General features: G+C 43.5%; 19 protein-coding genes. 8 read left to right on the top strand and 11 right to left on the bottom strand.

Annotated features, from left to right (window positions below):
- Positions 1-65: 65 nt before the first annotated feature.
- The 4 genes from BWD47_RS12095 (at position 66) to BWD47_RS12080 (ending at position 6,402) form a co-directional block, all read left to right on the top strand.
- Positions 66-3,014: a TonB-dependent receptor gene (locus BWD47_RS12095; RefSeq protein ID WP_075594051.1), complete on the top strand. Its 2,949-nt coding sequence runs from the start codon at positions 66-68 to the stop codon at positions 3,012-3,014.
- A gap of 90 nt (positions 3,015-3,104) precedes the next feature.
- Positions 3,105-4,646 carry a tryptophan halogenase family protein gene (locus BWD47_RS12090; protein ID WP_075594050.1) on the top strand — a complete coding sequence of 514 codons (1,542 nt, stop codon included), beginning with the start codon at positions 3,105-3,107 and terminating at the stop codon, positions 4,644-4,646.
- Between the two features lie 20 nt (positions 4,647-4,666).
- Complete coding sequence (locus BWD47_RS12085) at positions 4,667-5,392, top strand: SapC family protein (RefSeq protein ID WP_074988912.1); 726 nt, start codon at positions 4,667-4,669, stop codon at positions 5,390-5,392.
- Positions 5,392-6,402 carry a cupin-like domain-containing protein gene (locus tag BWD47_RS12080; protein WP_036966259.1) on the top strand — a complete coding sequence of 337 codons (1,011 nt, stop codon included), beginning with the start codon at positions 5,392-5,394 and terminating at the stop codon, positions 6,400-6,402. Before BWD47_RS12085 ends, BWD47_RS12080 begins: the two co-directional genes overlap by 1 nt.
- Before the next feature lie 65 nt (positions 6,403-6,467).
- Here BWD47_RS12080 and BWD47_RS12075 read toward each other — a convergent pair whose 3' ends face one another.
- Genes BWD47_RS12075 through BWD47_RS12065 form a run of 3 tightly spaced genes read right to left on the bottom strand, consistent with a single transcriptional unit; the run spans position 6,468 to position 11,283 of the window.
- Complete coding sequence (locus BWD47_RS12075; RefSeq protein WP_075594049.1) at positions 6,468-7,499, bottom strand: family 16 glycosylhydrolase; 1,032 nt, start codon at positions 7,497-7,499, stop codon at positions 6,468-6,470.
- Positions 7,490-10,006 (bottom strand): exo 1,3/1,4-beta-D-glucan glucohydrolase, encoded by a 2,517-nt coding sequence (locus BWD47_RS12070; RefSeq protein WP_036966252.1) that lies wholly within the window; start codon positions 10,004-10,006, stop codon positions 7,490-7,492. Before BWD47_RS12070 ends, BWD47_RS12075 begins: the two co-directional genes overlap by 10 nt.
- Before the next feature lie 11 nt (positions 10,007-10,017).
- Positions 10,018-11,283 carry a sugar MFS transporter gene (locus tag BWD47_RS12065; RefSeq protein ID WP_074988914.1) on the bottom strand — a complete coding sequence of 422 codons (1,266 nt, stop codon included), beginning with the start codon at positions 11,281-11,283 and terminating at the stop codon, positions 10,018-10,020.
- 234 nt (positions 11,284-11,517) lie between these two features.
- Between BWD47_RS12065 and BWD47_RS12060 the strand changes: the two genes are divergently transcribed.
- Genes BWD47_RS12060 through BWD47_RS12050 form a run of 3 tightly spaced genes read left to right on the top strand, consistent with a single transcriptional unit; the run spans position 11,518 to position 15,230 of the window.
- A complete protein-coding gene (locus BWD47_RS12060; protein ID WP_083633665.1) occupies positions 11,518-12,852 on the top strand; it encodes a GH1 family beta-glucosidase in 1,335 nt (444 codons plus the stop codon).
- An 18-nt stretch (positions 12,853-12,870) separates the two neighbouring features.
- Positions 12,871-14,202 carry a glycoside-pentoside-hexuronide (GPH):cation symporter gene (locus BWD47_RS12055; protein WP_036966243.1) on the top strand — a complete coding sequence of 444 codons (1,332 nt, stop codon included), beginning with the start codon at positions 12,871-12,873 and terminating at the stop codon, positions 14,200-14,202.
- A 23-nt stretch (positions 14,203-14,225) separates the two neighbouring features.
- Positions 14,226-15,230 carry a LacI family DNA-binding transcriptional regulator gene (locus BWD47_RS12050; protein ID WP_036966238.1) on the top strand — a complete coding sequence of 335 codons (1,005 nt, stop codon included), beginning with the start codon at positions 14,226-14,228 and terminating at the stop codon, positions 15,228-15,230.
- On the opposite strand, the gene BWD47_RS12045 is transcribed toward BWD47_RS12050, so the two are convergent.
- From BWD47_RS12045 to BWD47_RS12025, 5 genes are read right to left on the bottom strand one after another with little or no spacing between them, the layout of a single operon-like run.
- A complete protein-coding gene (locus BWD47_RS12045; protein WP_065979714.1) occupies positions 15,217-17,184 on the bottom strand; it encodes a response regulator in 1,968 nt (655 codons plus the stop codon). The genes BWD47_RS12050 and BWD47_RS12045 overlap by 14 nt on opposite strands.
- A 10-nt stretch (positions 17,185-17,194) precedes the next feature.
- Complete coding sequence (locus BWD47_RS12040; RefSeq protein WP_036966232.1) at positions 17,195-17,656, bottom strand: response regulator; 462 nt, start codon at positions 17,654-17,656, stop codon at positions 17,195-17,197.
- The gene (locus BWD47_RS12035; protein ID WP_036966226.1) at positions 17,657-19,135 is read right to left on the bottom strand and encodes an ATP-binding protein; all 1,479 of its coding nucleotides are present in this window, start codon (positions 19,133-19,135) and stop codon (positions 17,657-17,659) included.
- Positions 19,136-19,157: 22 nt separating this feature from the next.
- A complete protein-coding gene (locus BWD47_RS12030) occupies positions 19,158-19,367 on the bottom strand; it encodes a histidine kinase (protein ID WP_036966223.1) in 210 nt (69 codons plus the stop codon).
- Positions 19,368-19,380: 13 nt separating this feature from the next.
- A complete protein-coding gene (locus tag BWD47_RS12025) occupies positions 19,381-20,721 on the bottom strand; it encodes a sigma-54 dependent transcriptional regulator (protein ID WP_065979713.1) in 1,341 nt (446 codons plus the stop codon).
- A 220-nt stretch (positions 20,722-20,941) separates the two neighbouring features.
- Between BWD47_RS12025 and BWD47_RS12020 the strand changes: the two genes are divergently transcribed.
- Entirely contained in the window at positions 20,942-21,454 is a 513-nt protein-coding gene (locus BWD47_RS12020) for an NUDIX hydrolase (protein ID WP_036966217.1), read from the top strand.
- Positions 21,455-21,514: 60 nt separating this feature from the next.
- Here BWD47_RS12020 and BWD47_RS12015 read toward each other — a convergent pair whose 3' ends face one another.
- Genes BWD47_RS12015 through BWD47_RS12005 form a run of 3 tightly spaced genes read right to left on the bottom strand, consistent with a single transcriptional unit; the run spans position 21,515 to position 23,659 of the window.
- Positions 21,515-22,009, bottom strand: a complete 495-nt coding sequence (locus BWD47_RS12015) for a YgjV family protein (protein ID WP_075594047.1) — start codon at positions 22,007-22,009, stop codon at positions 21,515-21,517.
- 49 nt (positions 22,010-22,058) lie between these two features.
- Positions 22,059-22,634, bottom strand: coding sequence for a Crp/Fnr family transcriptional regulator (locus BWD47_RS12010; RefSeq protein WP_256719365.1), 576 nt, complete (start codon positions 22,632-22,634; stop codon positions 22,059-22,061).
- A complete protein-coding gene (locus tag BWD47_RS12005) occupies positions 22,622-23,659 on the bottom strand; it encodes a nitronate monooxygenase family protein (RefSeq protein ID WP_075594045.1) in 1,038 nt (345 codons plus the stop codon). Before BWD47_RS12005 ends, BWD47_RS12010 begins: the two co-directional genes overlap by 13 nt.
- Between the last annotated feature and the right edge of the window lie 118 nt (positions 23,660-23,777).

The following is a 23,777-nucleotide window of genomic DNA, read 5'->3' as shown; positions in this document are numbered from 1 at the left end:
ATAGAATGTAAGCGCTTACATTTAGACAACAAACACGAAAAATAAAACCAAATCTGGAGATTTGCATGAACCACACACTATTCAAGAAAAAGCAGCTTGCCATTAGCCTTTCCATGGCAATGGGATTAAGCACGCTAGTTCCTCACTCAGCTGCTGCCGAAGAAAAATCCGAGAAAGCGAGTGATATTGAAGTAATACAAGTATCGGGGATCCGCGGTAGCCTTGTAAAATCAATGGATATCAAACGTCAATCTGCAGGTGTTGTTGATGCAATCACGTCAGAAGATATCGGTAAGTTTCCAGACACAAACTTAGCAGAATCTCTGCAACGTATTACAGGTGTGTCTATAGACCGCAGTAACGGTGAAGGCAGTAAAATCACTGTACGTGGTTTTGGTCCTGAGTTTAACTTAGTCACGTTAAACAACCGCCAAATGCCAACAACGGGCGGCCGCTCATTTGATTTTGGTGATATCGCGACTGAAAGCGTCAGCGGTGTTGAAGTCTACAAAACAGCTCGTTCAGACATACCTAGTGGTGGTATCGGTGCAACCGTTAATATCACTACAGCAAAACCATTATCGAACCCTGGTCTTAAGGCATCAATTGGTGCAAAAGCGGTTCATGATACATCAAACGAAACTGGCGATAATATTACACCTGAAGTTTCTGGCATTTACAGCAACACTTTCAATGATGACCGTTTTGGTGTTTTAATTTCAGGTTCAGTGCAAGAGCGTAACAACCGCGAGCAAGCAATGGCGGTTGATAACTGGATCCCGAATGTTGATATTTCGTCATCTCCAGATTTAGCATTAACAGACAACAATCAACGTGCCGATGGGGCAACATGGTATCCACAAAATGCCGGTTATGCCTTCTCGGACAACACACGTAAACGTACTAACGGTCAACTTGTATTGCAATACGCGCCAACAGACCGTATTACAGCAACACTCGATTACACCTACTCAAAACTTGAATTTGAAAAAGACGGTCGTAGTTTCGGTGTGTGGTTCAATAATGGTGGTAACGTAAGTTCAGCGAACATCAACGAAAATGGCACTTACACAAAAGTTACTGAAATTGGTGGTGATTATTCGACAAACCTTAACCGTGGTGCCACAGAAAACGAAAACAAATCACTGGGTTTAAACATTGATTGGCAAGTAACTGATAACTTAAACATCGAGTTTGATGCTCACAACTCATCAGCAGAAAGTGCTGGGGTTGGTCTTGGCCATGATGCATTTATGATCATTGGTAATACATCGTGTTCATGGTGTGAAAACCCAACAGTGAATATTGATGAGAAAATGGCTGACTTCAGCCAAGGCGAAATCCCACTGATCGATATGACATTGACCAACGGTCAAGCAGAGCTATTACCAAGCGATATGGGAACCCTATTCGCTGGTGTTAATAAAGACACGAACACTAACGATCTAGACCAGTACCAGTTAAAAGGTACTTGGTACAATGAAAACACAGGCGCGCTTTCAAGCATTAACTTTGGTGTATCACATACAAAAGTTGATTTCCGTACTACCACGGCTTATTCAGGTCAGTTAGCGGCTGGTTGGTGGCTAAATTCTGCTGATTGGTATGATGACAGCATGTTTACGCGCGTTGACAGCTCTGGTTTACTTGATGGCTTCTCTGGTGGCGGTAGCGACAAGCTATTAAACTACTACTACGATGCTGACTTTGATGAAATCGTTGCAATCGCCGAAAGCATTGACTGTGACCACCCAGATGGCGGCATTGGTGCATGTAGTTGGCCAGCGGAAGTAAACGGCAAGGTGCAAGCGGGTCCAATTGATGATGACCACCGTGTTAGCGAAGAAACGACGGCATTTTATGCACAAGCTAACTTCGAAACAGAATTCAACGGCATGCCAATTAACATTACCGCAGGCTTACGCTACGAATCGACAGATGTTACAGCAAACAGCCTAGAGCGTCCTGCTGTTGCAATGGAATGGGTAAACGGCAACGAATGGTCATACATTTATGCTGATGAGCGTACCTTCTCAAACGGTGAAGGCAGCACGAAAGAATTTTTACCAAATATCGATATGAACATCGAAGTGGTTGAAGATGTGATTGCTCGTTTCTCATATAGTCGTACCCTAGCTCGCCCACCTGTTGGCGCACTGCGTTCAACAACGTCTTTCTTGGGTAACCCCAAAGTGGGTCAACGTAAAGTTGCGGTAGGTAACCCGAACTTAAAACCTTATACAGCCGATAACATCGACTTATCACTTGAGTACTACTACGGTGAAGGCAGCTATGTTTCTGCTGGTTACTACCGTAAGCAAGTTGATAACTTCTTAGTGAACATCACCACAGAAGAAACAATTGACGGCATCACAGACCCATTCATTGGTGACCGTGCTGAGCAAGCGCGTGAAGACCTAGCTGCAGCAGGTGAGCAACCGTCTGACCAAGCAATTCACGATAAAATCAACGAAAACCAAGGCACTGAAGAAGGCACACCGATTGTGGGCAATAGCACTGACCCACTGGCAAACTTCTTTGTATCTCGCGATAACAACGTTGAGACCGCTAACCTTTGGGGTTGGGAGCTTGCTGCACAGCACATGTTTGGTGAAACTGGATTTGGTATCGCAGCCAACGCAACGTTTGTATTTGGTGATGTTGAAGCAGACAGAGATGCTATCGGTTATCAATTTGCCTTACCGGGCTTAAGTGATTCAGCAAACTTCTCAGCTATTTATGATTTAAACGGCTTATCGGCGCGTATTTCATATAACTGGCGCGATGAATTCTTAACAGGCTTTGATCAACACTCATCACCTGTTTTTACTGAGTCTTATGGCCAGTGGGATATCAACGTGAACTACGCCGTGAACGAAAAGCTAACGGTGTTTGTTGAAGGTCTAAACCTGACAGATGAAACGCAGCGTACCTACGTTCGTTACTCTGAGCAGCTGTTACGTGCAAACCAGTACGGTGCGCGCTACAACATCGGCTTCCGCTACTCGTTCTAGCATTTTGTTGTCAAAAAAGCCGCTCAACAGCGGCTTTTTTTTTCACAAATATGCTAGTTTGTCTTTATAGCGTTTAAGGTAGCTTTGAACATGCAACAGAATAATGTAAAAAAAGTGGTCATTTTAGGAGGGGGAACTGCCGGTTGGTTAACCGCGGGTTTAATTGCCGCACAGCCACATTTAACCCATAACGCACAGATCACCCTCATTGAATCCCCTGATATTGCCACCATTGGTGTTGGTGAAGGTACCTGGCCGACAATGCGCCAAACACTGAAAACCATCGGCATTAGTGAAAGTGACTTTATTCAAACCTGCGATGCTTCATTTAAACAAGGTTCACGCTTTGATGGCTGGTGCGAAGATGATGGCAGCACCCATTATTACCACCCGTTTAGTTTGCCTTTTGCCTATCAGCAGCTAAACATTGCTCCCTATTGGTTCGCCAATAAAGAGGCCGTAAGTTTTAGCCATGCCGTCGCAAGTCAAACCTACTTATGCGATCACCACAAAGCCCCAAAAAACCACCTACACAGCGCCTACCAAGGCGAAGCAAACTATGGTTATCATTTAGATGCTGGAAAGTTTGCGATGTTATTGCAAACTCACTGCACCACTCAACTTAATGTCGAGCATATTGTAAGCCATGTTGAAAGCATTAATAACGATGATGAAGGCTACATCAGCTCATTAGAAACACGCGATCATGGAATAATTACCGGCGACTTGTTTATTGACTGCTCGGGGACACACGCAAAGCTCTTACATCAACATTACGGCGTTGAATTAATCGAGCAACAAGATGTGCTATTTAACGACCGCGCAGTGGCAGTGCAAGTACCTTATGCAAGTCCACAACAAGACATTTTGTCTTATACCAAAGCCACCGCTCAAGATGCGGGCTGGATTTGGGATATTGGCCTACAAAGTCGTCGTGGGCTTGGTATGGTTTACTCAAGTCGTTTTGCCAACAGTGATGATGCCAAACAAGCGCTTGGCCGCTACATTGAAAGCACCCAGCCAGGCACAGACCAAAGCCAATTAACATTTCGCGAGATTCGTTTTACACCCGGCTACAGGCGCACCTTTTGGCATAAAAACTGTTTAGCAATCGGAATGTCAGCAGGCTTTATTGAACCGCTAGAAGCCTCTGCACTCGTGATGGTGGAGCTTGGTCTTAATAATTTACTGGCTAATTTCCCCACACACCGTGCAGCGATGCCTACGCTTGCCAAACGCTTTGATGACCAATGCCATTATCGCTGGCAGCGCATAATCGAATTTTTAAAACTGCATTACGTGTTATCAAAACGGACCAGTCCATACTGGCAAGCACATAAAGAAGCCGCAAGTGTACCGGCGCAACTGCAAGAGAATTTAGCGCTGTGGCAGTATCAAAGTCCATGGCTCAACGATTTTGATCGTGCCCAAGAGGTATTCTCTGCGGCCAGTTATCAGTATGTGCTCTATGGCATGAAACAGCTGCCTAAATTTCCAAGCATGGCAATGCCTGCTGCAATTGTTGAGCACTTTACTGCTAATCAACAACATGCCAAACATGCTTTACAGCAGCTACCAACAAATCGTGAGCTGCTAAACCATATTCAGCAATTTGGTATTCAACCTATTTAATATCAGCATTAGGAGGCCCAATGGCCAATCACGTTTTACTTGATAATATTAGCCATAAAGACCTGAAAGTGATCACCGCACGCGGTGCCGACTGGGGCGATAAAATTAGCTGCGCCACTATTTTCCCAAGCGAGTTTGCAAAAATACAAGCAAACCAACCGATCGTATTTCGTAAGCAGCCACAAACAGGCCAGTTTGAAGCATTGGCATTATTTGGTTTTGAAAATGGTGAAAACCTACTGCTTGATGAAAAAGGCGAATTAAAACTAAGTTACTTACCGCTTAGCATGCTGCGCCAACCGTTTTTAATAGGCCAACAGACGCAATATAACAATGGAATTCCTGAGCAATCATTAGTGGTGCATATTGATTTAGACAGCCCTCGTGTTAGTACAAGTCAGGGGGAAGCCATTTTCCTTGAGCATGGCGGTAACAGTGATTACTTAAATCACATTGCTCAAGTACTGAATACCCTACATCAAGAGCATCAAACAATTAATGGTTTTTTTGAGCGCCTACTTGCCGCCAACCTACTGGAAGCATTCAGTATCGAATATGCCCAAAAGAATGGCGAAAAAGTCACAGTGACAGGTTTTTATACCATTAATCAACACGCACTAAATGATTTAACACCGCAACAGTTAAAGCAGTTGCAACAGCAAGGCGACTTACAAGCCATTTATATGGTACTTGCATCAATGGAACAGATCCCACACTTACTGAATAAGAAGTGGGCGCAGCAGTAATGTTTAGCGCAGCGCCAATTAATGAGTGCAATGCCTCAGAGATTACCAACCTCAAAGCGTTTTTAGCCGACTTAACTGAGCCTTTGGTGATAAGGGAGCTGTGTGCTCACTGGCCTCAGGTTGCAGCAGCCAAAAAAGGCGAAAAACAGGCATTAAGCTACCTTTTAGAGCTGGCCAATAATGCGCCTGTTCGCAGTTTTAGTGCCGATGCTATGCATCAAGGCCGCTATTTTTATAATGCTGATTTATCGGGACTTAATTTTTCACAACACGCCGACTCACTTAAAAGCGTGCTAGACAAGTTAGTCGATAAATTAGCGCACACACAGGCTGACTCGCTGTATATGGGGTCAACCGCTGTGGAATACTGCGCGCCGGGCTTTAGCCTCGACAACCCATTAGAGGTGACCGATTATAACTGCCTAACAAGTCTCTGGGTGGGAAATCACAGTCATATTGCGGCTCATTACGACAATGCCGATAACTTGGCGTGTGTTGCTGCGGGTAAGCGCACCTTTACCCTACTACCCACTGAGCAGGTAAATAATTTATATGTTGGGCCTCTTGAGTTTACACCCGCGGGTCAGGCTATTAGCTTAGTCGATTTTAATAACCCTGATTTCACGCGTTTTCCACGTTTCAAAGAGGCAGCAGAAAAGGCGCAAACAGCGACATTAACACCTGGGGATGCTATTTATATTCCTGCACTTTGGTGGCACCAAGTCAGTGCAACACAGCCATTTAATGTGTTAGTTAATTATTGGTGGCGACAAGCTCCGGAGTATTTGGCCAACCCCTTTGATGCTATGTTGCATAGCATGTTGGCGATAAAGGACTTACCAAAAGAGCATAAACAAAAATGGCAGCAATTGTTTAATCACTATGTATTTGCTGATGAGGTCGATTTAACCAGCCATATTGCACAGCCTGCACACGGTATTTTGGCTGATATTGATGAATTAACCGCAAGAAAAATAAGACAATTATTACTACAAAAGCTCAACCGATAGAATGAGCCAAAAGCCAGCAGATGCAACGAGTTCGGCGAAACACCTGCAGGCTCTTGGCTCATAATTCACTGACGTTTGCCTTTTATGTGCACTGCTGATGGCTGCACAGAAGCGCACCCCTTGCCCGTTTCACTGTTTTGACTACACTGAAAAACACGCACATAATCCACTAGCATTTGCTTTGGATAACCACTCATATCAACCCCTTTATCATTCACATTGGCGGGCCAATTACCCCCAACTGCAAAGTTGAGTAATAAATGAAAACGCTGATCAAAAGGGGCAAAACCGCTATTTTCTACAAATGAGCCATCGGCTTGCTGTGATGTTGAATACCACTGGTCATGGCGAAACGTTGCATAGTGCACATTATCAACATACCAACGAATTTCATCTTGCTGCCATTCAAGCGCATAAACATGAAAATTATCAGCGGGGTTATCTGCATCACTAAAACGATAAGGCGTGCCACTGTAAACATTTTCAGGAGCAGGTCCACCGTAATGCAAGGTGCCATGCACGCGTGTTTCTAAGCTACCAGCTGGGGCTGTTTTATCATCAGTTTGAGTGTTTAAATTAACCGCTTCCATAATGTCAATTTCGCCTGATGACGCCCAGCGACCATAGTGCCAATCCGTAGGCAGCATCCAAATAGCAGGCCACGCCCCTTGTCCTGCTGGCAATTTAGCGCGAACTTCAAAGCGTCCATAACGCCAATCACCTAAGTGCTTAGTACGAAGCCGTGCCGACGTAAAAGGCTGAGTAGCCACCAACGCCCTTTCAGCATCGCGAGTAACTTCATCTGCGTTATGTAAAGGCCCAGTGTATTGCTCTTTACGCGCAACAATATGCAACAAGCCAGATTCAACAAAGCTGTTTTCGCTTCTGGCGGTATAGCATTGCTGCTCATCATTACCACCACCACGGCAATTAACTTCGTGCTGCCACTTAGTTGGGTCAATGGTGTTTTGTTCAAACTCATCGTGCCAAACAAGCTGCCAGCCTTCACCTAGGCTGGCTTTAATGGGTTCTGCTGTTTGCTGACAGGCACTCAATGCGCCTGTTAGCAAAATAACAGCATAGGTTTTTACTGACATGAAATTGTTGAGTCCTGTGCGTGTGAACTGCTCACACTAAGTTTAGCAACAGATACATGCCACGCACCGTCAGTTGCAAGCTGCCATGGTGAGAATATTTGTCCAAGGTTAACGCCTTGCTCAACAAAACAGTTCAAATCAACCGTGAGTGTTTGCCACTCAGACGTGCGTGTTAGCTGTTTGCTAATATCAAATTGACCGTCACAATTTTCACCACACTGCATCCCTAACATCAATGGTGCATCTGCTGCTTGGTCTATCTTAATTTGCATTTCAAGCTGACCCGCTTTTTCAACATATGAACGCAAATCTGACGGGAACGCAGCCATTAAACGTACCGCAGCAGGCTCTTTACCATTAAAGGTAATCGCACGCGCGTCTTCTTGTACGTCTTTATCAAAGGTTTTTACGCTTACCGCATTGAGTGATGCACGGCTACTTGTCATTGTTTGTTGCTCATTGCCGCTTTGCAGTTGCAATGACCAAGGGGCTTTTACTGCGCGTTCAAATAACACTAAATCTTCTAATTTAGTGGCCACGTCAGATACCTCGTTTAGTTCATCAGTTAAGGTATTGGCATCTTGGTAGGTTAAGCCAAAGCCATACGGCAGCAGAGGTGCGTAGTTTTTATCGCCACGATTATAATTTTCTACCGGATTATTTGGCCAAGAGAACGATAATTTCCCTTTAAAATCATGATTAATTGAACCGTCAGCCTGTTTAAAGATGACATCGCTAATGGCATCACCTTCACTGCCTACAAGCCAAGTTGCTACAAACGCATCACTGGCATTAAGCTCAGCATTCACCCACATTGGGCGACCACTAATAAACAGAGATACCACTGGAATTCCGGCTTGTTTCAACTTTTTAAGTAAGGCTAAATCTGATTTATTACCACGCTGATATTCAAGGTTATCTAGGTCACCATTGCCTTCTGCATATGGTTGTTCACCAAACACCACAATGGCCACATCAGGTTTTGTTGTATATTCACCGTTTAAATCGTATTGAACCTGTCCACCAGCTTGCTCAACCGTGTGTTTAATACCATCGTAAATTGATGATCCACCCGGAAAATCACTGTTTTCATTACCAGTGCCTTGCCACGTAATTGTCCAGCCACCCGACTGCATACCAATGTTGTCAGCACCCAGACCCGCGACAAGCACATTTGCTTTAGGCGATAATGGCAACAGCTGTTGCTTATTCTTTAATAACACTAACGATTCACGCACCGCTTGCTTGGCAATTGCACGATGCTCAGCACTGCCAATGATGTCTGTTTTGCCTGAAAGCGGACGGTTTGCCGGGCTTGGTTTATCGAATAAACCGGCACGCATTTTAACGCGCAGAATACGCGTTACTGCATCATCAATTCGGCTTTGGGCTATGTCGCCACTGTTAACTTGTTTGATTAAATTTTCATACAATGGCTTCCACGCATCTGTTGGTACCATGTAAACATCAAGACCCGCATTCGCAGCTTGTGCACAATTACCATTTGTACAACCCGGAATTTGGCCGTGACCATTCCAGTCTCCAACAACAAAGCCATCAAAGCCCATTTTACCTTTTAACACATCGGTAAGTAGGTACTTACTGCCGTGAATTTTCTCTCCATGCCAGCTATTAAACGACGCCATCACCGTTTGTGCGCCGGCACCTAGTCCACCGACATAGCCTTGGGCATGAATATCAAATAACTCTTGCTCAGATGCCGTGTTATTACCTTGATCGTCACCCCCTTCAGTCCCTCCATCACCTAAAAAGTGCTTAACGGTACTGATCACGCGCTTATCCGATAAAAAGTCTTCATCAACTGCGCCTTGTAATCCTTTTACAATTGCTGCTGAGTAAGCTTTAACGATTTCAGGGTCTTCAGAATAGCCTTCATATGTGCGTCCCCAGCGATCATCACGAACCACGGCAACGGTCGGTGCAAACACCCAGTCGATACCCGTTACCATCACTTCTTGTGCGGTTGCCGCTGCAATTTTCTCAATTAAGGCGGGGTTATTTGTCGCCCCTAAGCCAATGTTGTGTGGGAATAAGGTCGCCCCAATTACGTTATTGTGACCATGCACAGCATCGGTGCCCCACATAGTAGGGATTTTGCTGCCATCAAGTGAATCGTCAATTGATGCTTGATACATTTTTTCAGCCAAGTCTATCCAATCAGCGGCGCTGGCATGTTTATCATTATTAGGGAATGCGCCTCCACCATTTAGGTAAGAACCAAACCCGTATTTACGCATATCTTCAACCGTGATATCTCGAATTTCAGGTTGAATCATCTGCGCCACTTTTTGCTCAAGCGTCATGTCTGCCAAAAGAGCTGCTATTTGCGCTTCCATTTCTGGGTCTGCGTTAATGCCCGTTTCGATACGAGGCCAGATTTCATTCTCAGCGTTCATTTTTGCCACCTTATCTTGCCCTGTACAGCCAAGAATGCTGATGCTGGCAATCATTATCGAACACAGCGTTAATGGTTTTTTTATTGTCATAGTCTGCACCTTTAAGAATGACGGTTCTGAGACACTACTTTTGAGCCAGAAAGCGCAAAGTAAGTAATATATAAATAACAAGCGATTGGCAGTAGTAACGCGAGCTGTACACCGATTGAATCAGCCAGCATACCTTGCATAAGCGGTATAATGGCGCCGCCAACAATCGCTAAACATAAAATACCTGACCCCTTTGAGGTGTATTTACCCAGACCATGCAGTGCCAAGCTAAAAATGGTTGGGAACATAATTGAATTACATAACCCAACCAGTAAAATCGCCCACATTGCAAGGCTGCCCTCGCCGGTCATTGCAACAATAATCAATACAACAGCCAGTAATCCATGACACGCAAGCACTTTACCTGCATTGAACTTTTGCATTACCAGCGCGCCGATAAAGCGGCCGATCATGGCGCCAGCAAAATAGTAGCTAATGTAATGAGCGGCTTCTTTATCAGTTAAGCCTGCAATGTTATCAAGGGTTAAAAAGCCGACTAAAAAGCTACCAATGGCGACTTCAGCACCGACATAAACAAAAATACCCACAGCACCAAGAATCAAATGGCGATACTGCCAAACGCTGCCTAAATCAACAAAGTCTTCAAGGTCTTGATGCTCCGCTTCGTTATCAGCTTCTCTGCCTAACTTAGGTAATTTTAAGAATGCAAAAATGAGGGCAAGAACCAGCAAACTGGCAGATAACATTAAATAAGGAAACTTCACTTGTTCCGCAGTCGCATGACTCACTTCCGTTAAAATTAACCACCCACCAAAAATAGGTGCAACCGTGGTGCCTAGCGAGTTAAATGCCTGGGTCATTGTTAAACGTGAAGACGCGGTTTTTTGTGGTCCAAGTACACTGACATACGGATTAGCAGAGACTTGTAAAATAGTGATGCCTGATGCAAGCACAAACAAGGCAAGTAAAAACAACTCATACACATGTGCGACAGCCGCAGGGTAAAACAGTGCGCATCCAATTGCTGCTACAACCAGCCCTACAACAATACCAAACTGATAACCAATACGACTTACAAGCTTACCGGCGGGAATAGACATCACAAAGTACGCGCCAAAAAAGCAAAACTGAATCAGCATCGCTTGCGTGTAGTTAAGTGAAAACATGCCTTTTAGATACGGGATCAGAATGTCGTTTAAACACGTGATGAATCCCCACATAAAAAACAAAGTGGTTAATGATGCCAGTGCAAAAGTTTGCTTGGGCATCGCCACTTGACTTGATGTTGCCGCAACAGGCGTTGAAACATGAGCCATAATTTTATTCTCTAGTTATTTATATTTATCAGTTTGTTACAGCAAATATAGTGCTTTTTCATGGTTAAAGAAAAAACAAAAAAGTGTTGCAACATAAAATGTAAGCGCTTACATTTATAACATATAAATCATATTAAGCAATTTATTTGCAGAAAAACTGTAAGCGCTTACAACTGACTACTATGCTGTATGCCAGCCGCCTTACACAATCAATGCGAAGGAAGACTATCCACTGTGTTTAAAACTATTTCTCTTTTGCCCGACTCGTATTTACTCAAGCCCGAGTTTACCTTTGGTGTTGCTACTGCCTCATTTCAAATTGAAGGCGCACGGGATACACGCTTAGCGTGTATTTGGGACACTTTTTGCGAAAAACCTTCCGCCATTGCCGATAACAGTAACGGTGATATAGCATGCGATCATGTTACACATTGGCGACACGATATTGAGATGATTGCTGATTTAGCCGTTGATGCCTATCGTTTATCTATTTCATGGCCTCGGGTAATCAACGAGGATGGCTCTGTAAACTCACAAGGCATGGCATTTTATACTGAGTTACTCAGCGCACTTAAAGCACGCAATATCAAAACATATGTCACCTTATACCACTGGGATTTACCCCAGCACCTTGAAAACAAAGGGGGCTGGCTGAATCGCGAAACAGCCTACAAGTTCCAAGACTATGCCGACAAAGTCAGTCGTCACTTAGGTGACTTGGTTGACTCTTTTGCCACGTTGAACGAACCGTTTTGTAGTGCGTATTTAGGCTACGAAATTGGTGTTCATGCTCCGGGCATAAAAAGCCAGCAAGCAGGTCGTCAAGCGGCTCATCATCTATTACTGGCTCATGGTTTGGCTATGCAAGTATTACGCAAAAACTGCCCTAATACCGAGGCAGGTATCGTATTAAACTTCAGTCCAACCTACCCACTGACAAAGAATGATTGCAACGCAGCAAAGCTTGCTGACCAATACCATAATCAGTGGTACATTAAAGCGGTTTTAGAGGGATGCTATCCCCCGCTTTTTGATGACTTAGCGGCGGATGTAAAACCCATTATCGAAGCCGATGATATGGCAATTATTAGTCAATCTGTCGACTTTATTGGCGTTAATTACTATACCCGCATACACTACAAAAACACGCCTGATGGCTGGTTTGAAGAAGCCCCGCTGACCGATGTGCGTGTCACAGATATGGGCTGGGAAGTATACCCAGAAGGCCTGACTGAGCTGCTTGTTTCATTACATCAGCACTATAATTTACCCAAAATGTATATCACCGAAAATGGTGCAGCTATGGCTGATAGTTTAGTAGATGGTGAAGTATACGATATTGAACGCGTTGATTATTATCACACTCATTTAAATGCTGTGTGTAATGCAATTCGCCAAGGCGTTAATATTCAAGGCTATTTTGCATGGAGCTTAATGGATAACTTTGAATGGGCGTATGGTTATGAAAAACGTTTTGGGTTAGTTTATATCGACTATCAAAGCCAACAACGCATTTTAAAAGAAAGTGCAAAGCAGTATCGCGCACTGTTAAAGCAGCGAAAAAAATAATAACAAACGAGAACACACATGCTGACAACAAAAGAAAAGATAGCTTATGGCTTAGGAGATACAGCGAGTAACATTATCTTTCAAACGGTGATGTTATTTTTAACTTTTTTCTATACCGATATTTTTGGTATCTCGCCAGCAGTTGTCGGCACCTTGTTCTTAGTGGTAAGAGTCGTTGATGCGATTACCGATCCACTTATGGGCGCATTAACCGACTCGACACGCACTAAATATGGCAGTTACCGGCCTTATTTGCTGTGGCTGGCTGTGCCATTTGGGGTGATTAGTATGATCACCTTCACAACCCCCGATTTACCCGAGTCGGGCAAGGTCATTTATGCCTTTATCACCTACACACTCCTTATGCTTGTGTATACCGCTATCAATATCCCTTACTCTGCTTTAGGGGGCGTATTAAGCCCAGACCCTAAGCAACGCGTATCTATACAGTCTTATCGCTTTGTATTCGGTATGTTAGGAGGATTGATTGTCAGTGCCTGTACTTTACCGCTGGTAAATTGGTTAGGTAAAGGTGATAACGCCCTAGGTTATCAGCTTACTATGGCACTGATGAGTGGCTTGGGTGTGGTGTTATTTTTAATCTGTTTTCGCTTTACCAAAGAGCGTGTTATAGCCGAGCATAACAGCTCTCTGAGCTGGAAAAGCCGCATGAGCACCTTATTGCAAAACGGCCCGTTTAAGGTACTTTGTTTTGCCGCCGTTATGCTTTTAACCAGTATGGTACTTCGCACCACCTTGGCAATTTATTACGTCAAGTATGTTCTTGGCGAAGCTGAACTGGTCACTTACTTTATTACAATAGGCATGATAGGTAATATTTTAGGCTGTGCCTGTGCGCAACCACTCAGTAAACGTGTCGATAAAAAAACGGCCTATATTCGCTTACAATACATCTCGGCCATCATTAGTTGCGTGGCATTTTGGTTACCGAGCGAACAGTTAGCACTTGCCTTTATTATTTACTTTTTATGGTGCTTTTTCACCCAAATGGCCACCCCGTTACTGTGGGCCAAAATGGCCGACACGATTGACTATGGTCAATGGAAAACCGGTGAGCGATTAACCGGCCTAGTGTATGCCAGTGTGGTGTTTTTCATTAAGCTTGGCCTTGCTTTGGGTGGGGCTATTGCTGGCTGGTTACTCGCATTTTACGGTTACGAAGCAAACACAACGCTGAGTAATCAAACACTGTCGGGAATTTTGATTTCATTTACGCTATACCCTGCAATTGGCAGCGTGCTTGTCGCCTTAATCATGAAAAGGTATATTCTCGATAATAAAACAGTTGAGCAGATCAGTGCTGACTTGTCACTGAAAAATCATCCATAATTTGGATTTTAAAAAGGAATAACATGGCCACCATTTACGAGGTGTCGAAACTAGCGGGTGTATCACTTGCGACTGTTTCAAGAGTAATGAATAACAACGCTAATGTTAGTGATGCCACTCGCAAAAAAGTCACCGCAGCGATGGATGAACTTGGTTATAGACCTAACTCAATCGCTCAATCATTAGCGTCGAATTGCTCAAACAGTGTTGGCCTTTTGGTATCTGAATTACATGGTCCCTTTTATGGACCGATGATGAGCGGTATAGAAAATACATTTCGCAATCAAAAAAAGCACTTAATTATCGCCGCAGGCCACAGTAATGAAGAGCGTGAAAAACAAGGCATTGAATTCCTTATTAGTCGTAATTGTGACGGGCTTATTTTACATGTTGAAGCCGTAAGTGATGACTACCTTATAAAACTCAGTAAAAGCCAAGTACCCTTTGTGCTAATCAATCGCTTTATTAGTGAATTAAGCGATCGGTGCATTATTTTAAACAACATTAAAGGTGGCTACCTTGCAACGAAACATGTGCTTGAACAAGGCCATAAACAGATTGCATATATTAGTGGTCCACTTTGGAAAAAAGACGCGCAAGACCGTCTTGAAGGCCATAAAAAAGCACTCGCAGAGTATGGGTTACCCTTTGATGAACAATTACTTTATCAAGGTGACTTTATGGAAGCCAGCGGGTTTACAGGCCTAAAAACGCTTTATCAACACGCTAAGCCGTTTAGTGCGGTTATTTGTGCCAACGACGAGATGGCAACCGGTGCTATGGCGAGCGCCAGAGAGCTCGGACTCACACTCCCTGATCAACTTTCTATAATGGGTTACGATAATGTGTTTTTTACACGCCATGTTTACCCCCCTCTCAGTACCATAAACTACCCTATTAACGAAATGGGCAAAATGGCGGCAGATTGGGTGTTGAGCCACGTTTATCAAAAGCAAACGGCTCCTTTGCAAACCGTATTTGAACCTGAGCTGGTTGTAAGGCAGTCGATAACCACTAACCCTCAATAAGCTGGGTTAACAAGCCTAAGTTAATCGGCTTTAACAGCACTTGATCAATATCTAACTGTTCAATTTTTTCTGGTTCTGGCTCAGCCCCACTGACAATAACTAACGTTAAGTTGGGGTAAAGCTGTTTAACTTCGCGTGCTAAATCAAGTCCTTCACCATCAGGCAGGTGCATATCAAGTAACACTTTATCGAAGTGTTGGTCCGTGTGTAAGGTTTGTAGGCACGCCTTATAACTGGCTGCAATCACCGTTTCGACACCCAAGCTTTCTAACAATAGCTGCGTAATTTGCGCGGCATCACTATCATCTTCCACCAGCAAGTAGCGTGTACTTTGTTGTGTTATGGCAGGGCAATCATCACGTGCCACGACGGGGTCGGTTTTTCCTTGGCAAATATAATGGTTAAGCACATGGTAAAGTAGACCTGAATCAAGGGGTTTCGCTATCATGTCATTAAAGCCAAGCGCGGTAAGTTCGCTTTTAACGCCTTTCATTGTGGCGGCCGTTAACGCAATAATAGGACCTTGGTAACCCATTTTCCTGAGCTCTATAGTTGCTTCTTTGCCGCCCATAACAGGCATGTGTAAATCGATAAAAACAATATCAAACGTCTTACCATTTTTTTCAGCAGCGGCCACTTTTTCAATCGCTTGTTTGCCGTTTTCAGCGTATTCAACATCAGCCCCTGTGCTGGCGATCATATGGCCCACTAAAATACGCAAATCTTTTAAATCATCTACAACTAACACACGGCCATGGGTGGTCAAGGTCGTTAACTTTTGTTGGTAATCTGGATTCGAATCAAAGCGAAGTCGTTGGCGTTCAACATCGCGAATATTGCCAGGGTAAATCGACAAGGTGAACTCAGACCCGACTCCCTGAGTTGACTCCAAACTGATTGACCCCTGCATACGCGTTAACAGCTCAGAACAAATAGCAAGGCCTAGGCCTGCTCCGCCCACATCGCGTGATTCAACATCGGCAATTTGTTCAAACGGTTTAAAGATAATAGCTTGCTTTTCTGGTGCAATACCCAGCCCTGTATCTTTAATACTAAAAAACAGCATTTCGCGCTCATTAACCCACGCAGTCCATGCGCGCACGACAATTTCACCGTGGTTCGTAAACTTAATCGCGTTATTAATAATATTAATTAAAATCTGTCGTAAGCGCGTGGCGTCTGAATTAATGATCAAAGGCAGGGCTTGCTGCGATTCAAATCGCAATGATAACCCCTTATCAATCGCAGATACCCGCATCAGCGTGTACACATCAGCCATCAAGCTATCAAGGTTTACATCACTGCAGTTCAACTCAAGTTTATCTGCAGCAATTTTAGACAAATCAAGTACATCGTTTAACAAACTCAAAAGATGCTTACCGTTTCTGTAAATCACCCCGAGCTCATTCTGCGCATGCTGGTTTTTTTCACTTTGCATTAATAGCTCAGTGTAGCCAAGAATTGACGACAAAGGGGTGCGTAACTCATGACTTAAGTGCGCTAAAAAACGGTCTTTCGAGCGGTTTTCAGCTTCGGCTTTTAAACGCTCAACACGCTCATCTTCGACTTCTCGTCGCGCTAGTGCGTAACGTATCGCGCGCGCAAAACGCCCTGAGCTCATTTCGCTTTTGACTAAGTAGTCAACAGCTCCCGCATCGAGCGCTGCGGAATCAAGCATTTCGTCAGACTGCCCCGTAAGCATAATTATCGGGCCGCGAAAACCATTCGCAACAGCCCGTTTTAGCACTTCTAATCCGTCCGATGCCCCTAAGCGATAATCTAACAAACAAATATCATGTTTGTTCTCACTCAGTACACCAATCGCCTGCTCAGGGCAGCTTAACCATTCAACATCAAATGTATGGGAACCCAGTTGCTCTAAGTAATCACAGGTCAGAATATAATCATCTTCATCGTCTTCTACTAACAGTAATCGGGTTACCTTATCTAACATTGCTTATCCTTTAATCATTATTTGATGGCGGTAGTTCAACAAACTCGACCCAGTATTTTCCTAAGGTTTTCATGAGCTCGACTAATCCATCAAAAGTAACCGGTTTGGTGATATAAGAGGCTGCACCTAAGTCGTAGCCTTTGATCATATCTTCCTCTTGCTTTGATGTAGTAAGAATAACAACCGGAATCCCTTTTAAATTAGGGTTAGACTTAATCGCTTGTAACGCTTCACGTCCATCCATGCGAGGCATATTTAAATCAAGCAATATGAGCCCTGGACGCGGCGAGTTTTCTTTCTCACTGAACTTGCCTTTTCGTTCAAGGTATTCAAGTAGCTCAACACCATCTTCAACAAAAAACAGCTCATTGAGTACGCGACTTTCAGCTAAAGCGTCTTGGGTTAATAAACGATCGTCTTCATCGTCATCTGCCATTAAAATAGTTATGGGTTTTACTTTATTAAGTGGCATCTAAGCCTCTCCTTGCAATGTGAAAAGTGATGTTTCCACAGGTAGTTTAATAGTGAAGCTTGCACCCTCACCCACTTGACTGGTTGCTGTAATTTCACCACCGTGGCGTTCTACGATTCGTCGGCATACAGACAAGCCAATTCCAGTGCCTTTGTATTGCGAACGACCATGAAGGCGCTGAAATGGAACAAATATTTTTTCTAGGTACTCTTCAGAGAAGCCAATACCGTTATCTGAAATAGTAATAATTTCCCACGCAACATCGCTGTTGTGTGCAGGGCTAAACTCTTCAGTCCGTTGATAGGAAATGGTAATGATAGGTGGCACATTTTCACGTCTAAATTTAACGGCATTAGAAAGAATATTTAAAAACAGTTGCAGCATCTGACTCGGATCAGCTTGAATATGCGGTAACGTATCTAAGTTTACCGTTGCCTCTGACTCTTTAATGGCAATCTCAAGGTCATCTAACACTTCATGAACGACCTCGTTAAGGTCTGTATCAATAAAGTCTTTGCCACGGGTTGTAACTCGAGAAAACTCTAATAAGTCATTAATCAAATTAGACATGCGCTGCGCCGCATTTTTCATACGATTAATATAATCGAGGCCTTTTTCACCCAAATCGTCTTTGAACATACTTTCGAGCCGATCACTAAACGCCTGAATTTTCCTCAGAGGCTCTTGTAAATCATGGCTGGCGACAAACGCAAACTCTTCTAGCTCTCGGTTCGAGCGACTTAATTCGTCTGAATAAATGGTTAACTCTTGGGTACGTTCTGACACTTTAGCGGCCAATGTTTCATTTTGCACTTCTAAATCTGCACGGTATTTTGCTGCATTAAGTGAGTTGATCCGCGTCAAAATAAACATGCCAATGATCAATAGCGTACTGGTCACCGCAGTGATCACAAAAGTCAGTTTTGCGTCGTTTTTGATTTGCGATAATTTAGCAAACTGTTCGACTTTAAAATTAAGTTCGCGCATATGAATTTCATCAACAGCAGCGCGAATGTCTTTGTAAAGTTCGCGCCCTTTATCTGTTAAAAGCAAACGCCGAGCTTTCACGTTTTTATCGGCCAAAGCAAGATCCGTAATTTGGCTCATTATTGCGATTTTGTCATTCACTAAAAAAATAAACCGCGCAATACGCTCAGCCTGACCGGGTATCTCTGAATGTAAACTTTTAACCAGCATAATTTGCGCTTGCATAGACGCAATCGCATCATTGTATGGCAGCAAATAATCTTCACGGTCTGTCAGTAAGTAACCTCGTTGACCCGACTCAGCTTGCACCACCGATAAATGTAATCGTTCAATGGCAGTATTTAGCGAATTGGTGTTATCAAGACTATTTTGTGTCTCTGTCAGTGAGCGAATCGTGTTTACTGCCAAAATGGCATTGGCTATCACAATACACAGCACAATCGCTATAAAGCCTGCCCAATTTAATGTGATTTTTCCCTTTTGTTTATGCATTTTCTTCCCAATGGCTTATTCGTTAATCGCTGGTATGCGTATCACTAATTTGCTGAAGTTGCTCACTACATTGCTGGCAATTGGCGATAATCTTATCAAGCGCGGCCAATGCTTTTTCTTTAGGCATATCGTTTTCTAATACGAGCTTAACTAACTCTGCATTCATTGAAATACGGTTAAGTGGTGCGCGAGCATCGTGTACCAACTGACGTAAAGACTCGTGATTATTCATTTTTTATCCTTTCTTATTTGTATTCTCCGATGCCGCCATAAGCATTTAAACGGTTATAGAGTGTTTTAGTACTGATCCCCAGCATTTGTGCTGCGATGGTTTTATTACCTTGTACTTTATCCAAGGTTGCGTGGATCAGCTCTTTTTCGACTTCTTCTATGGTTTGTCCGGCCATAACCTGGCTGGTCTGTGTTTCTTTATTGACGCGAGAAAATGGTGATTCGAGCGATTCAGGTAAAGTAATAGCACTGCCTTTAGGGTCGCTCATTATAAAAGCACGGTGAATAGCATGGCGAAGCTCTCGCACATTACCGGGCCAATCATGACTTTCAAGTTCTTTTAGCTGACTTGCTTGCCATTTAAAGTCTGTGCCATTTTCTTCGTTTAGTTGCTCTAAAAATGCGTTCGCAAGTAGCGGGATATCTTCTTTGCGCTCACGTAGCGCAGGAATATCAATCGGAAAAACAGCTAAGCGAAAATAGATATCTTCACGGATCACGTTGTTCTGCGCAAGGTCATCCAACGTCCTGTTGGTTGCTGAAATCACACGGCAGTTCACCGCTTGCTCTTTTGTCCCCCCGACACGGGTCACTCGTTTATTTTCGAGGACACGCAATAAATTTGGTTGCATATCAATGGGCATTTCGGTGACTTCGTCTAAAAATAACGTACCACCAGCAGCTTGCTCAAACACCCCTTCTTTGCGTGCAACAGCCCCTGTGAAAGCGCCTTTTTCGTGGCCAAATAATTCGCTGCCAATCAACTCTTTAGAAAATGCACCGCAGTTTGTGGCAACAAGTGGGCCATCGCAGGATGTCGCATTGTGAATCGCTTGTGCGACGACTTCTTTACCGGCACCACTTTCCCCCATGAGCATGACATTGGCAGAGGTTGCTGCGACACGTTCAATCATGGTGTAAAGCTTATGCATAACATCAGATTCACCAATGAGCGTGCCAAAATGACGTTTAATACTCGGTGCAGACTTTTTCTTTGTATTTGCTTTTTTAGGGTTGAGAACCCTTTCGATGTCTTCGCGCTGAAGGGGTTTAACTAAGTGCCCTACATTCGCCTCACACATTTCTGCTAATTTCCCCTTCACCGAAGGGTGGCCAGAAATGAGTGTCACTCGCGGGGATTGACCAATTTTTTTAAGGTGTTCAAGTAGGTGCAGACCACTGCCATCTGGTAACATAAAATCTAAAAAGACGTGGTCGAATGTATTGTTTTCGAACCATTGCTCTGCTTCTGCAAGGTTTGCAGCTGTATTTATATTATGCCCGAGGAATTCTACAATGTGACACACGACATCACTAAACTCACTGTCATCATCAACTAAAAGCACATTTAACATATTCTTTCCCTAAGCCTTTTTTTACCATTCTACGCACAGTTTTTCCGAAAATAAAACAACGAGCGTTAGGTAGCTAAGTTATTATTAATTACAACTATATTATCGCATTAAGTTTCAATTTGGGGTAATTATAATGAATTAAATATTCATAACACGTTATCATAACTCACCAAATATTAAGCTAAGCTGTACTTTAGCGAAGTTGCTACGTTGTAATTAAATGAAATTATTAAGAAAAGTTATTCATCCAAGCCTAAGTAATGATTATGGTTCGGTATTTATTCGCAACACCGCGCGTGCAATCGTGCTAAAAGGTGAACACATACTGCTTTTATACACCGCACGCTATGATGACTATAGTCTACCGGGTGGTGGGGTCGATAACGGTGAAAGTATTGAACAAGGCCTGTACAGAGAGCTTTCAGAAGAAACCGGTGCACAACAGATAAACATAACGCACCCACTAGGCTTATACGAAGAAATTAGGCCGTGGTATAAAGATGATTTTGATTGTGTGCATATTAAATCTTACTGCTACTTTTGCGAGATCAACGGTGAGCTAGCCGCGCCCAAAATGGAGCACTACGAAGTACAAAATGGCATGCAACCAAAGTGGATTAATATTTATGACGCCATCGCTCATAACGAGACCACCTTGGCTATGAGCGAAAAACAAGGTTTATCTATTCAACGAGAAACCTACTTACTCAAGCTGATTGCTAACACGCTTTGAGGTTTTTTCGATGGAAAAGCACGGTATGCCTATAATGTCGTGCTAATACCTTACTGATACTCATACAGCTTTAGGCGGCGCATAATAGCGCCATATTCCGACTAAATTACTCAATAAAAATACCGTTTCCATCACCACTGCGACTGGCGAAAACAAGAGCGCGTTATGTGTTATCCAACATAGCGTACCTAATACCATCATCAGCCGTAATGATAAGTCTTTACTTTGGAACGAAGCATAAGTCTGAATTAAGGTTGCGGCGAGGGCTATAACACTCACCCAGTTATACCAAGTCAGGCTTACAGCAGTCATACTCAGCAACATGAAAACAACCATCATCCTGGTTTTACGGGCAAAAATACAATATACGTAGCGCACTGCGGCTATGAGCATTAAGCTTGCGGCACTTAAGTTATCAAGTAGAAAAAAGTGCACAGAAGTGAGCAACACAGAACTAAACAAACAGGCTAAAATAAACTGCCTTTGCTTAAATTGAAATGACGCTAAATCGAGTAATGTGGCAATAGCGACCAAGCATTGCGATAAAATAAACATACCAACTCCTGAAAAATCAGCAGTGTAATGTTCCTTAAAATCGCGCACATTAACTTAAGTTAAGACGCCCTCTAATTCGCGATAATGAAATAGCTGAAATACCTAAATACATTGCGACCTCATTTAAACTCAATTGTGCGAGCCAATGCGGTTTGTTATCCAGCAAATATTTATACCTTTGCTCTGGCGTATTCAGTAATAAAAAGGCTTCTTTTGCCTCTTTAAATAATAGCTGTTGAGTGATTAATTTATGCTTCATTGCTTGCCAATCTGGGTTATCAAATAAAGTCAGTGGCACCTTGATAAGTTCAGCGTCCCGCATTACTTTAAGTTGGTAAAACGCATTAGTTCCGGTTAGCCAGTTGCCATAAAGCAGTGCAAACTCATCCTGAAAGTAAAACTCTTTGCACTTTTGAGCGCCCTGCTCTGATACATGTAATGCGCCAAGTACTCCAGATACAATTAAATACCCCGCTTGTTGTTGCTCACCTTGCTGTAGCAGCACATGCTCTTTAGCGTATCGCTTGAGTGCAATCATGCCCGCAAGCTTATTACGAAACTCATTAGCAAGGTGATGGTAACTATCACCCAAGGGCAGTAACTGAGTATCCGTCAAGATTGCCACCCTTGCATTAATAGCGCGGTTATTTGTTTGGCGTTAATGCCTTCTCTGGCTTTGAAACGCTCACCACACCACAGCGGTGAAAAACCACTGTTTCCTTGTGCTTCTGCTCTCGAGCGCAGTGCTGTTAAGGCTATCGAGGCATAAGGAAAAGCAGGCGCTTGCGTTGGCATTGCGCCAAGCTCTTGCATAATTCTGTTTCGTATCCCGCGCGCAGGACGACCCGAGAAAAGAGTGGTGAGCTCAGTATTATTTGCCGCTGTCGTTTTTAATGCTTCACGGTGTAATGCGCTTGTCGTTGCTTCTTCACATAACAAGTAGGCACTGCCAACTTGTACTGCCGCCACGTTGAGCTCTTTAAACATTTTTACCTGTTCTGGCGTACTAATGCCCCCAGCCGCAATTATCGGTATATCCAAACATAAACAATCATGAACGAGCTGTTCTGTGCTGGGCTGTAACGATAAATCCATCGATAGAAAGCATCCTCGGTGTCCACCCGCTTCTTTGCCCTGTGCAATGATTGCATCAACACCACGCTCTTTTAACCAACGAGCTTCGTCTAAAGTCGTTGCTGATGACAAAACCTTGCCACCCCATGCTTTGATTTGCGCGATAATTTCTTGATTAGGTAAGCCAAAATGAAAACTAACCACGGGAGGTTTATAAGTCGCAATTGTATCAATTACCTGCTGATCAACGGGCTGTCGTGAGGCTTTGCGACTGAATTGCGATGCATCTATTTCAAACTCAGCAAAATATGGACTTAATAGTTCATGCCACTGCTGTTGCTCAGCTTCGCTGTACGGGCTGACTTGATGACAAAAGAAGTTTAAATTATATGGCTTATTAGTATGGTGCGTTAAATAGTCTAACTCGTTAATCAGTTGCTCTTTCGAGAGCATGGCACAAGGTAACGACCCCAAACCTCCCGCTTCACACACCGCAACCGCCAGTTGTGCATTTTGCACCCCCGCCATGGGCGCTTGGATAATCGCAAGCTCTGTATTAAACAATGTATTACTCATAGCCTATCCTTGTAAGTTTTGCAGCCTCTTGCAGTTTTTACATATTTCCACACACACAGAAACCAGATAAAAACAAATAAAAGCCAATAAAAACAAAAACCTAAAAAACATTTAAAAA

Origin of the sequence: Pseudoalteromonas sp. PAB 2.2, assembly GCF_001938575.1 — a bacterium.
Lineage (GTDB): Bacteria > Pseudomonadota > Gammaproteobacteria > Enterobacterales > Alteromonadaceae > Pseudoalteromonas > Pseudoalteromonas lipolytica.
The sequence above is the reverse complement of the archived record's forward strand: the minus strand, read 5'-3'. Positions and strand labels throughout refer to the sequence as shown.